This window comes from Celeribacter neptunius (assembly GCF_900113955.1).
Taxonomy (GTDB): domain Bacteria; phylum Pseudomonadota; class Alphaproteobacteria; order Rhodobacterales; family Rhodobacteraceae; genus Celeribacter; species Celeribacter neptunius.
Map to the genome: position 1 here is coordinate 19,193 of NZ_FORH01000009.1, position 12,529 is coordinate 31,721.

Here is a 12,529-nt window from a genome sequence, read left to right on the forward strand (position 1 = left end):
CGATCATGAATTCCGCGCGACAAAGTGCTTTGCCCATGGTGGGGGCACAGCACCCGTGATAGATTCATCCTATGAGCAGGATCCCGACCAAGGACGAAATTCTTCAGTGGATTTCGGACCACCCGACCCAGACCGCGAAACGCGACATCGCCAAGGCCTTTGGCATCAAGGGCGCCGCCCGTATCGATTTGAAACGGGTGCTCAAGGAGCTTGAAGACGAGGGGCATCTGCGCAAGCGCGGCAAGACCTATCGCGACCCCGACAAGCTGCCGCCGGTGTCCGTACTTTCTGTTCTGGCCCCTGACAAGGATGGCGATCTTTTCGCCCGACCGCTCGAATGGGCGGGCGAGGGGCCGGAGCCCCGCGTGCTGATGTCGCTGCGGGAAAGCGACCCGGCCCTGGGCGAAGGCGAACGCATCCTCGCCAAGCTGCAAGAGGTGAAGGGGGAAGATCATCAGTATCTCGCCCGGCTCATTCGCAAAATCGGCTCCAACCCGCGCAAGATCCTCGGGGTCTACCGCAAGGGCGCCGAGGGCGGGCGCGTGGTCCCGATCGACAAGGGCAATGACAAGGATTACCTCGTGCGCGCCGGCAATGAGCATGGCGCGCAGGATGGTGAATTGGTCGAGGCGGAACAATCCGGGCCGAAGAACCGCATGGGCCTGCCTCAGGCCCGGATCGTCACGCGTCTGGGGGACCCAAGCGCGCCCAAAGCCGTCTCGCTCATCGCCATTCACCAACATGGTATCCCGGATGATTTTCCGGATGCGGTGATCGAGGAGGCGGACAAGGCAAAACCCGCCGGTCTCAAGGGCCGCGAAGACCTGCGCGATTTGCCTTTGGTGACGATCGACCCGGCGGATGCGCGCGACCATGATGACGCGGTTTGGGCCGAGTTGGACCCTGATCCGAAGAATGAAGGTGGCTTCATCCTCTGGGTGGCGATTGCCGATGTGGCGCATTACGTGACGCCCGGCTCGGCTCTGGATCGCGAAGCCTGGAAGCGCGGCAATTCGACCTATTTCCCGGATCGCGTGGTGCCGATGTTGCCGGATCGCCTCTCGGGCGATCTCTGTTCCCTGCACGAAGGCGTGCCGCGGGCTTGCCTTGCCGTGCGCATGGTCATCGATTCGGAGGGCAAGAAGCTCTCGCATCGCTTCATGCGCGGGCTGATGAAATCCGCCGCCTCGCTGAATTATGCGGAGGTGCAGGCGGCGCGGGATGGTCAGGTGAACGAGGCCTGCGGCCCGCTGATGGAGACGGTGATCACCCCGCTCTATGGCGCCTACGAGGCGCTGACCCGGGCCCGCAAACATCGTCAACCGCTCGATTTGGATCTGCCCGAACGCAAGATCGTCTTGGGTGAGGACGGCCGGGTGAAATCCGTGGCCGTGGCCGAGCGGTTCGACGCGCATCGGCTGATCGAGGAATTCATGGTGCTGGCCAATGTCGCCGCCGCCGAAGAGCTGTTCCATCGCAACCGGCCACTTTTGTACCGTGTGCACGAAGAGCCGTCGCAGGAGAAGATGGATGCGCTCCGGGAAGTGGCGCAGGCCTCGGGTTTCACGCTGGCCAAGGGGCAGGTGATCCACACCTCGCATCTCAACAAGCTGCTGGCCCAGGCCGAGGGCAGCGATCACGACGAGCTGATCAATATCTCCACTCTGCGCTCGATGACCCAGGCCTATTATCACCCGGAGAATTACGGTCACTTCGGACTCGCCCTGCGGTCTTACGCGCATTTCACCTCGCCCATTCGCCGCTATGCCGATCTGATCGTGCACCGGGCGCTGATCGCGGCGCATGGCTGGGGCAAGGACGGTCTGTCGCCCGAGGAAATCGAACGTCTGGAAGAGACCGCCAAGCATATTTCCGAGACCGAGCGTCGCTCGATGACCGCCGAGCGCGACACCAATGATCGCTATCTGGCCTCCTATCTGAGCGAGCGTGTCGGCAATGAGATGACCGGGCATATCTCCGGCATTCAGAAATTCGGCGCTTTCGTCAAGCTCGACGAGACCGGCGCCGACGGGCTGGTGCCGGTGCGGAGCCTTGGTGCCGAGTTCTTTCACTATGACCCGGATGAGCAGACGCTCATGGGATCGGACACCGGCATGGTGATCTCGATCGGCCAGAAGGTGGTGGTGCGCATCGCCGAGGCGGTGCCGGTGACCGGCGGGCTGGAGTTGGAACTTCTGTCGGTCGATGGGGCTTCGCTGCCGCGCGGACCGCGCCGGGCCAAGGGCCGACCGGTGTCGCGCAAATATAACAAGGGCAAGGTCAAGCGGGCCAAGATCAAGAAGAAGGTAGAACGCAGGCGGCGGTCCTGAGCGGACGATCACGAAGACAGCAAGATTTTGCCAGTGGTGATTTTCGAGGGTTTAAGGCCGCAGGATTCGGTTTAGGATTCGGCCAAAACCAATAGGAGCAGTCAGAATGCGTTCCCTTTCTACCTTTACCACGACCGCGGTTTTGGGTCTTGGCCTGTATATTTCACTTAGCCAGTATATTTCACCTGCGCAGGCAGCAGGACAAATGGCGGGGGAGCCGTCGAAACTTCCGGGGGAGAATTTGGTGCAGGACGTGGCATCTCAGGCGGGGTTCGAGGCTTGGGTCGAGACTTTCAAGACCCGCGCCCGGCGCGAAGGCATTTCCGAGACGGTGCTGACCCGCGCGTTTCGTGGCATCCAATACAATAGCGATGTGATCGCCAAGGATCGAAAGCAATCCGAGTTCACCAAACAGATCTGGGACTATCTCGATAGTGCCGCCTCGCCGACACGCGTATCGAATGGTCAGAAAGCCATGCGGCAGCATGCGCGGGTGCTCGATGCGATCGAACGCCGCTTCGGGGTCGACAAATACGTGGTGGCCGCCGTTTGGGGGCTGGAAAGTGCTTACGGCGAACATCGTGGCGATATCAACGTGATCGAGGCCATGGCAACGCTCGCTTATGACGGGCGGCGCGGACGGTTTTTCGAGGGGCAACTTCTGGCGGCGCTGAAGATTTTGCAGGCGGGGGACACCCATCCCCGCAACATGAAGGGCAGCTGGGCCGGAGCCATGGGGCACACCCAGTTCATTCCGACCTCGTTCGAGGCTTTCGCGGTCGATGGCGATGGCGATGGCAAGCGGGACATCTGGTCGGATGATCCGACCGATGCGCTGGCCTCGACGGCGGCCTATCTGGCGCGGCACGGGTGGAACAAGGGCCAACCCTGGGGCGTCGAAGTGCGACTTCCGCGTGGCTTCGACTATACGTCCGCGCGCCGCGACAACATGCGTGCCCCCGGCGATTGGGCCGCTCTGGGCGTGGTTGGGGTCGATGGCAAGCCGGTTCCGAATTATGGCCGGGCGTCGATCCTTTTGCCCGCCGGGGCTCAGGGCGCGGCCTTCATGATTTTCGACAATTTCGCCGTGCTCGAACGCTACAACAAGGCGGATGCCTATGTGATCGGTGTCGGGCATTTGTCGGATCGTTTGAAGGGCGGACCGGCGATTCAGGCCGCCTGGCCGCGCGGATATCAGCCCCTGTCCTTCAAGGAAAAGCAGCAGATGCAGCGTATTCTCAAACGCAAGGGCTTCCTTGATGACAAGGTGGACGGGATCATCGGCCCGAACACGATCAATGCGATCCGGGCCTTTCAGACTTCCGTGGGTGTGACCCCGGATGGCTACCCGTCGCAGGCGCTGATGGCGCTGTTGAGATAAGCGAGGGGCGCTTTCGGAGCCGGTTTCAGGCCAAAAGCGCCTCGAACTCCCTGACCAGTGCCATATAGATATCGCGTTTGAAGGGCACGATTTCTGCCACCAGATCATTGGCATTCGACCACTTCCAGCGGTCGAATTCCGGGTGTTCGGTCTCGATATTCACATCCTCGTCGCGGCCCTTGAAACGCAGCACGAACCAGAGCTGTTTCTGGCCGCGGTATTTGCCTTTCCAGACCTTGCCCAAAAGGTGTTTGGGCAGGTCATAGGTCAGCCAGTTGCTGGTCTGGCCGATCACGTCGACATGGTCCGTGGTGACGCCGATCTCTTCCCAGAGCTCGCGTAGGGCCGCCTCTTGCGGTTCCTCGCCCGGATCGATCCCGCCTTGCGGCATTTGCCAGGCGTCCTTGGTGTCCTTGCGTTCGCCGACGAAGATGCGGCCGCTCTCATCGAGCAGCATGACCCCGACGCAGGGGCGGTAGGGCAGGGTGGAGAGGTCTCTGGTCATGGTATGTTCGTTCTGTCTTGCAGGTGAAAAGGGCGCCCGAAGGCGCCCCGATCCCGGTCTCAATCGCCGATTTTCGACAGGCCTTTGAGAAGGTCGATCGCATAGGCCAGCTGGAAATCCTCATCGCGCAGTTTCGCGGCCTCTTCGGCGGCGGCGCGTTCCTCTTCGATCTTGGCGCGCTGGTCCTCGGTGAGGCTGTCATTGTTGAGCGCCCCGCGCAGGTCGGCCTCGGAGCGGAACCGCGGCGAGCTCTCGGCCTCAGTTGCATCCGCGGGCTGGCGCGGCGGCTGCTGGACGACGATGTCGGGGGAAATGCCGAGCGCCTGAATCGAGCGGCCCGAAGGCGTGTAATACCGCGCCGTGGTCAGGCGCATGGCGCCGTCGGAGCGCAGTGGCATCACGGTCTGCACCGAGCCTTTGCCGAAAGATTTGGTGCCGACGACCACCGCCCGGTGATGATCCTGCAGGGCACCGGAGACAATCTCGGAGGCCGAGGCCGAGCCGCCGTTGATCAGCACGACGAGGGGTTTGCCCTCGGCCAGATCGCCCGGCGTGGCATTGGCGCGGGTGCTGTCTTCCGGGGAGCGGCCACGGGTGGAAACGATCTCGCCCTCGTCGAGGAAAGCATCCGAGACCTTGATCGCCTGATCCAGAAGGCCGCCGGGGTTGTTGCGCAGGTCGACGACGATGCCGTTCACGTTGTCGATGCCGCCCAGCTCCTCGATGCCGTCTTTCAACCCGCTTTCGAGATTCGGATAGGTCTGTTCGTTGAAGGTGGTCACCCGCAGCACGATGGCGTTGCCTTCGACGCGGGACCGCACCGCGGTCAGCTTGATCGTGTCGCGGATGATGGAGATGTCGAAAGGCTCCTCGACCCCGTCACGCACAACGGTGATCACGATCTCGGAGCCGACCGGCCCGCGCATCAGCTCGACCGTCTGGTCGAGGGTCATGCCCATGACGCTCTGGCCATCGACAGCGGTGATGAAATCCCCGGTCTCGACACCGGCGATATCGGCCGGCGTGCCGTCCATCGGGGCGACGACCTTGACGATCCCGTCTTCCTGGGTGACTTCGATACCCAGACCGCCAAAGGAGCCGGAAGTCTGCACCCGCATATCGGCGGCGTCTTTTGGAGAGAGATAGGAGGAATGCGGATCGAGCGAGGAAAGCATGCCGTCGATCGCCGATTCGATCAGCGCCTCGGGGTCGACATCCTCGACATATTGCGCGCGGATGCGTTCGAAGACATCGCCGAACAGATCGAGCTGTTCATAGACATTGGTGTTCTTCTCGGCCTCCTGAGCCAGAAGCGGACCGGCGAATTGCGTCGAGATCAACGTGCCTGCCAAAATGCCGGCGACGCCAGCCATCAGATATTTCTTCATCTCTTTCCTCTCTCCGGTACGCGTGTTAGCGTGCCCTTGACCGTCTCAAAGCGGAGCATCGGCAAACCAGCGTTCCGGGTTCACGGGCTGCCCGCCCTCTCTTACCTCTATATAAAGCGTCTCCGACAAAGCGGCGCCAGTGCCTTGGGTGGCATTTTTGACAAAGGCGTCGAGATCGGGGGCTGCGCCGCCCATGAGGCCGACAGCAGTGCCTGCAGGAAGCACGGCACCGACATCACCATAGACCTCATCGAGACCAGCCAATACGAGCAATACGTCATTTCCGGGCTCAAGGATGATCACGTTTCCGTAGTCGAGAAAAGGCCCCTTGTAGCGCAGGGTCGCCGGCCAGGGTGTGGTGACCAGAGACAGCGGGCGGGTGGCCCAGAGCCAGCCGGGGCGTTTGACGCCCGCAGCATCGGCCTCGTTATAGCTCCGGAGCAACCGCCCGGGTGCGGGCATGGGCCAGGTGCCCCGGCTCGCGGCCAGGTTCGGCAGCGGTGTGATCCCATCGACCACATCCATCACCGCCAGGCCGGTGGCAAAGCTTTCGAGGCTTTCTGAGCTGTCGATCAGCACCTGCATCCGCTCCGCATCGGTGGTGAAGCGGTGCGGCAGATCGGTGCGATCGGACATGGCCTGCGACAGGTCCGTGCGGGCCTGTTGCACGTCCTGCAGCCCTTTCGACAGGGTGTCGAGCGCATCGCTCTGCAATTCCCGCAGAATCTGCACCTCTTCGAGCCGTACCCGCATGTTCTCGACCTCGGCCTGAAGCCCGGGGGTGACGGCGGAGACCAGCATGCCGGCGCGGGCCTGCCCCAGCGGCCCGTTCGGATGTACCAGCGCCTCGGGAGAAGCATCGGGTTTCATACCGATCAACACGCCCAGAAGCTGCGAGAACCGGCCGCTTTCATCGGCAAACTGGCGCGACAGTTCCGCCTCGCGTAGCGAGACTTGCCGCAAGCCGGCGCGCATCGCCTCAAGTCCGTTTTCATAGGCCTGCACCACACCGGTGAGCGCCTTGACCCGATCCGGGGCCGACTCGGCCTGTTCCAGCCGGGCGTGGGCGGCGTTGAATTGCGCCAGAGCATCTTCCGCCAGCGCCGCAGGGCTTGCTTCCTGTGCCAGCACCGGGCCGGACAGGGCTGCAAACAGGCCGGTAAACAGCACTGCGGCGCAGAGTGCGGAGATGCGTGACCTCATTTGACGATCAGGCTCACGCCGGTCATCTCGGGGGGCTGCTCGAGCCCCATGAGTTCGAGGATCGTCGGTGCGACATCGGCCAAGCGACCGCCATCGCGCAGTTTCGCCCCCTCGGGGCCGCCGAACAGGATTACCGGCACCGGGTTCGTCGTATGCGCGGTGTGCGGCCCGCCGGTCTCCGGATCCACCATGGTTTCGCAATTGCCGTGATCCGCGATCACCAGCATTGCGCCCCCGACCTTTTCCAGTTCGGCGACGACCTTGCCCAGACCATCGTCCACAGCTTCGCAAGCGGCCATGGCGGCCTCGAGAATGCCGGTATGCCCGACCATGTCCGGGTTGGCGAAATTGGTGACGATCAGGTCATAGCCCTCGTCGATCGCCCAGACGAATTTCTCCGCCACTTCCGGTTCACTCATCTCGGGTTGCAGATCGTAGGTCGCCACTTTCGGCGATTTGGGCATGAACCGGTCTTCGCCCACCTCGGGCACTTCCTTGCCGCCGTTCAGGAAGAAGGTGACATGCGGGTATTTCTCGGTCTCGGCGAGACGGAATTGCTTGAGGCCCTTCTTGGCCACCCATTCGCCCAGCGTGTTGCGGATGTCGCGCGGCGGGTAGGCGGTCTGCATATAGGCGTTGTGATCGGTGGAATATTCCACCATGCCCAAGAGCGCCGAGAATGTCGGGCGATCCCCGATGTCGAACTCGGCAAAGTCCGGCTCACCGATGGCGCGCAGGATTTCGCGCGCCCGGTCGGCGCGGAAGTTGTTGCAGAAGAAGCCGTCGCCCTCTTTCACGCCGGTGTAGCCGTCGATCACCGTGGCCTTGATGAATTCGTCCACATCGCCACGCGCGTAAGAGGCTTTGACCGCCGTCACCGCATCCGGCGCGGTCTCGACGCCCTTACCATGGATCATCGCGTCATAGGCCTGGGACACGCGTTCCCAACGGTTGTCGCGGTCCATGGCGTAATAGCGACCGATCACCGTGCCGATGCTGGCCCCTTCGGGCAGGCGGGCGGCGAGATCGGCGAGGAACTTGTCCGAGGATTGCGGCGGTACATCGCGCCCGTCGGTGATCGCGTGGATCACCACCGGCACGCCTTGCTCGGTGACCAGTTTCGCGGCGGCCAGCGTGTGTTCGATATGACCATGCACGCCACCATCCGAGATCAACCCCATCAGATGCGCGGTGCCGCCCGCGGCTTTGACCTCTGCGGCGAATTTGAGAATGGCTTCATTTTTGAAGAACGACCCGTCTTCGATGGCGAGGTCGATCTGGCCCAGATCCATTGCCACCACCCGGCCCGCGCCGATATTGGTGTGGCCGACCTCGGAGTTGCCCATCTGTCCGGTGGGCAGGCCGACATCGGGACCAAAGGTGATCAGCGTGTTGTTCGGGCACTCGGCCATCAGCCGGTCAAAGGTTGGCGTTTTTGCCAGAACAGGGGCGTTGGCCTCATCGGTCGGGCCAATCCCCCAACCATCGAGAATACAGAGAACGACGGGTTTCGGTGTGGCCATGACGGGCTTCCTTTTCACGAGAGCAACGCAATTGCCCTCTGTCTAACGCCAGACGTCTTGCAGTTGAACCAAGAAGGTTCCTGAGCGGGTAAATTTCCTCTGATCAGACGCGATGATACGGTGCGCCGGCGAGAATGGAGGCGGCGCGGTAGAGCTGTTCGGTCAGCATGGCGCGGGCCAGCATATGCGGCCAGACCATTTTGCCTAGGGAAATGGAAAAATCCGCCTGTGTCCGCAGGCTCGGGTCGATGCCGTCCGCCCCCCCGATAACAAAGGCGACATCCGAGCGGCCGGTGTCGCGCCACTCGGCGAGTTTGTTGGCAAATTCCGGCGAGGAGATCAGCTTGCCGCGCTCGTCCATCGTCACGATCACCGCGCCCTTCGGCAGGGCTCGTTCCAAGAGCTGCGCCTCGGCTTTCATGCCGCCGCCCTTCTTGTCCTCGACTTCGGAGATGGTCAGAGGGCCGAGCCCCAGAGCGCGCCCGGTACGGTCGAACCGGGTGGTGTAATCGTCAATCAGTGCCGCCTCGGGACCGGCGCGCAGCCGGCCCACGGCACATATCTGGACCCGCATCAGCTCTCGGTCGACAGGGTCGCGGATTTGCCGGCAAGCGCCTCTTTGGCCTCTTCCGGGGACATCCACATTTTTTCGAGCTGGTAGAAGTCGCGGACCTCCGGGCGGAAGATATGGACGATCACATCGCCCGCATCGATCAGCACCCAGTCACCCTGGTCCTTGCCCTCGACCCGCGAAAAGATGCCGAAGCGCTGTTTCAGCGTGTCGGAGAGTTTCTCGGCCATGGCCGAGACCTGACGGGTTGAGCGGCCCGAGCAAATGACCATGTAATCGGCGACTTCAGATTTGCCCTGAAGGTCGATGGACACGAGGTCTTCGGCTTTGTCTTGATCGAGGGAATGGGTCACGAAGTCGAGCAATTGCTCGCCACCGATTTGTTCCGGCATGGCACTCGTCATGAGCGTCTCCGGGGTTGCGGCATTCGTTGCCGCGCTCTGTGCGTGAGACAGGACATAGTCCTCCTTGGGATAGGCGCCGTTCCGCCCCGGCGCTGGGCATAGGTCAAATGTAGCATCGCTTCGGTCAAATCTCAATATTTGGGCCACAGTGGACCTGATCAGGGATGAATCTGCAATCAATCGAGCGCTTTGGTGCTCAGGCTGGACCCTTCGAGCACACGGACTTCGCGCTGCGGGAAGGGGATCGAAATTTCATGGGCTTTGAAGGCGTCCCAGAGCGCCAGATAGACATTGCCGCGCACATTGGTCAGCCCGCCGGTCGGGTCGGTGATCCAGAAGCGCAGGATGTAATCGACCGAGCTGTCGCCAAAACCGACGATGTGACAGACCGGCGGTTTGCTGGTGAGCACGCGATCCACGGATTTTGCCGCCTCGATGGCGATCTCGCGCACCTTATGCGGGTCGTCGCCATAGGCGGTGCCGAAATAGATGTCGAGCCGGACAAAATCATTGGTGTGCGACCAGTTCACCACCTGGCCGGTGATCAGATCCTCATTGGGGATCAGGAATTCCTTGCCGTCCCGGGTGGTGATCGAGGCGTAGCGTGCGCCCAGCGTGTTGATCCAGCCGAAGGTCTCGCCCAGCGAAATGACATCCCCGGGCTTGATCGACTTGTCCAACAGGATGATCACGCCGGAGACCAGGTTGGAGACGACTTTCTGAAGCCCGAAGCCGAGCCCGACACCGATGGCCCCCGAGAGCACGGCAAGCCCGGTGAGATCGAAGCCCACGGCCTTGAGGCCGATAAAGAAGGCGGCGCCATAGAGAGAGACCTGCACGCCCTTGATGATCAACTCGCGCATCGAGGGGGAGATATCTTCATTGCGCCGGATTCGGGTCGACGTCTGACCGGAGATCAACCGCGCGAAGGTGAACAGAAGCCCGGTGACCACCAGCGCCTTGAGCACGGAAAGCGCCGAGAGGCGGAAGGTGCCGAAGGAGATCGCCAGATTGTCGAGAAAGCTCGCCGCCGAGTCGAGCCCACCGAAGAAATACAGCGTCACATAGGCCCAGAGCCCCCAGCGGCTGAGACGTCTGAGCGCCCGGTTGCGGATCAGATGGACGACGAATTCGACCCCAATCCAGGCTGAAACGACCTTGGCGAGGATGCCGATCAGATAGGATCGCGACGGCCAAGTGATCTCGTGCATCACCAGGTAGGTGGCCCAAAGGAGCAGGGCCCAGACGATCAGTGCCAGACGCTTTTCCACCGCCAACAGAGCGCGAAGCTGCCATTTCGGTCGACCTTCTAGGCTGCGCATCCAGCCCCGCATATGGGTCGAGAGCGTGCGTCCGAGGACCAGGGCGATGATCAGCGCCGCCGCCGAGATCACGATCTGGTAAAGGTTCCACCGGCGCAGCAAGCCTTGCAGGAATGACAACATATCGCCGCCGGTGTCACCGAGAATACCGGTGAGCTGGTTCGAGAGCTGGTCAGAGAGCTGTGCCGGGTCCAATGCGCCTTCCCTTTTTCTCGCAGCTTGGCACGGGCGGGCCGCCCCCTGCAAGCGTGGCGCTCCGCTTGCACGGATGGCGGCAGCATCTCCCTTGCGGGACTCATCGGCAGCCTATATGTGATCGGGCATGGAACGTATGTTTGAGATCGCAGACCGTGCATGGCTGCCATGGAGATTCCACGGCGCAATGCAGTCCGTCCTAGCCCGACTTTGAAGTCGGGCCTTTTGGCGTGGCTGCACGCCTGTTGACGTAATTCCATATTCCAAGAACATCCACGGGAGAGCGAAATGACCGCCCCGAAGACACTCTATGATAAAATCTGGGACGCCCATGTGGCCCATGAGCAAGAGGATGGCACCTGCCTGCTCTATATCGACCGCCACCTCGTCCACGAAGTGACCTCGCCTCAGGCCTTTGAAGGTCTGCGCATGGCGGGCCGCAAGGTGCGCGCGCCGGAAAAGACCATCGCCGTGCCGGATCACAACGTGCCGACCACTTTGGACCGCGTGTCCGGTGTGATCGCCAACGAAGAGAGCCGCATTCAGGTCGAAGCCCTCGACAAGAACGCCAAGGAATTCGGTGTGAATTACTACCCGGTGTCTGACATTCGTCAGGGCATCGTGCACATCGTCGGCCCGGAGCAGGGCTGGACCCTGCCGGGCATGACTGTGGTCTGTGGTGACAGCCACACAGCGACGCACGGCGCTTTTGGCGCGTTGGCCCATGGTATCGGCACTTCCGAGGTCGAACACGTTCTGGCGACCCAGACGTTGATCCAGAAGAAGTCCAAGAACATGAAGGTGGAGATCACCGGCAAGCTGAAGCCCGGTGTGACCGCCAAGGACATCACCCTCGCCGTGATCGGCGAGACCGGCACCGCCGGTGGCACCGGCTACGTGATTGAGTATTGCGGCGAAGCGATCCGCGATCTGTCGATGGAAGGCCGGATGACCGTCTGTAACATGGCGATCGAGGGTGGCGCCCGTGCCGGTCTGATCGCCCCGGATGAGGTCACTTTTGAATATGTCAAAGGCCGCCCGCACGCCCCGAAAGGCGCGCAATGGGAAGCGGCGCTGAATTGGTGGAAAACCCTCTACACCGATGAGGGCGCGCATTTCGACAAGGTCGTGACGCTCAAGGGCGAAGAGATCGAGCCGGTCGTGACCTGGGGCACCTCGCCCGAGGACGTTCTGCCGATTTCCGCCGTGGTGCCCGCGCCCGAGTCGTTCAAAGGCGGCAAGGTGGACGCGGCGAAACGCGCCATCGAATACATGGGGCTCGAAGTGGGTCAGAAACTGACCGACATCCAGATCGACACGGTGTTCATCGGCTCCTGCACCAACGGCCGGATCGAGGATCTGCGCGCCGCCGCCGAGATCCTCAAAGGCAAGAAGATCAAGGACGGTATGCGGGCCATGGTCGTGCCTGGCTCCGGTCTCGTGCGCGCGCAAGCCGAAGAGGAAGGTCTCGCCGACATCTTCAAAGAGGCCGGGTTCGAATGGCGCCTTGCGGGGTGCTCGATGTGTCTGGCGATGAACCCCGACCAGCTGGCCGAGGGCGAGCGTTGCGCGTCCACCTCGAACCGCAACTTCGAGGGGCGGCAAGGCTACAAGGGCCGCACCCATCTCGTGTCGCCGGCCATGGCTGCCGCCGCTGCCATTACCGGTCACCTGACCGATGTTCGCGAGCTGATGTAAGGAGCCAGC

Annotated in this window: 10 protein-coding genes; 3 read left to right on the top strand and 7 right to left on the bottom strand. The window is 62.2% G+C overall.

All coding sequences use genetic code 11. From position 1 onward, the window contains the following. Window positions 1-71: 71 nt before the first annotated feature. Window positions 72-2,330 (top strand): ribonuclease R, encoded by a 2,259-nt coding sequence (gene rnr, locus BM151_RS18820; protein WP_090062504.1) that lies wholly within the window; start codon window positions 72-74, stop codon window positions 2,328-2,330. A gap of 106 nt (window positions 2,331-2,436) precedes the next feature. Beyond that, on the top strand, window positions 2,437-3,711 hold the full coding sequence (locus BM151_RS18825; protein WP_090062507.1) for a lytic murein transglycosylase: 1,275 nt from the start codon (window positions 2,437-2,439) through the stop codon (window positions 3,709-3,711). A gap of 25 nt (window positions 3,712-3,736) precedes the next feature. Here the strand turns inward: BM151_RS18825 and BM151_RS18830 are convergent, their stop codons facing one another. The 7 genes from BM151_RS18830 to BM151_RS18860 all read right to left on the bottom strand — a co-directional run bounded on the left by BM151_RS18830 (window position 3,737) and on the right by BM151_RS18860 (window position 10,750). Further along, entirely contained in the window at window positions 3,737-4,216 is a 480-nt protein-coding gene (locus tag BM151_RS18830; RefSeq protein ID WP_090062509.1) for an RNA pyrophosphohydrolase, read from the bottom strand. A 59-nt stretch (window positions 4,217-4,275) separates the two neighbouring features. After that, a complete protein-coding gene (locus BM151_RS18835) occupies window positions 4,276-5,604 on the bottom strand; it encodes a S41 family peptidase (RefSeq protein ID WP_090062512.1) in 1,329 nt (442 codons plus the stop codon). Window positions 5,605-5,649: 45 nt separating this feature from the next. Then, window positions 5,650-6,807: a murein hydrolase activator EnvC family protein gene (locus BM151_RS18840; RefSeq protein WP_090062516.1), complete on the bottom strand. Its 1,158-nt coding sequence runs from the start codon at window positions 6,805-6,807 to the stop codon at window positions 5,650-5,652. Continuing rightward, window positions 6,804-8,330, bottom strand: a complete 1,527-nt coding sequence (gene gpmI, locus BM151_RS18845) for a 2,3-bisphosphoglycerate-independent phosphoglycerate mutase (protein ID WP_090062518.1) — start codon at window positions 8,328-8,330, stop codon at window positions 6,804-6,806. Before gpmI ends, BM151_RS18840 begins: the two co-directional genes overlap by 4 nt. Before the next feature lie 103 nt (window positions 8,331-8,433). Beyond that, a complete protein-coding gene (gene rlmH, locus BM151_RS18850) occupies window positions 8,434-8,904 on the bottom strand; it encodes a 23S rRNA (pseudouridine(1915)-N(3))-methyltransferase RlmH (protein ID WP_090062521.1) in 471 nt (156 codons plus the stop codon). Continuing rightward, a complete protein-coding gene (rsfS, locus tag BM151_RS18855; protein WP_090062524.1) occupies window positions 8,904-9,305 on the bottom strand; it encodes a ribosome silencing factor in 402 nt (133 codons plus the stop codon). The genes rlmH and rsfS overlap by 1 nt, the downstream gene beginning before the upstream one ends. 176 nt (window positions 9,306-9,481) lie before the next feature. Beyond that, window positions 9,482-10,750, bottom strand: a complete 1,269-nt coding sequence (locus BM151_RS18860; RefSeq protein WP_090062898.1) for a mechanosensitive ion channel family protein — start codon at window positions 10,748-10,750, stop codon at window positions 9,482-9,484. Between the two features lie 360 nt (window positions 10,751-11,110). On the opposite strand from BM151_RS18860, the gene leuC reads away from it, so the two are divergent. Then, the gene (leuC, locus tag BM151_RS18865) at window positions 11,111-12,520 is read left to right on the top strand and encodes a 3-isopropylmalate dehydratase large subunit (RefSeq protein ID WP_090062526.1); all 1,410 of its coding nucleotides are present in this window, start codon (window positions 11,111-11,113) and stop codon (window positions 12,518-12,520) included. Window positions 12,521-12,529 lie beyond the last annotated feature (9 nt).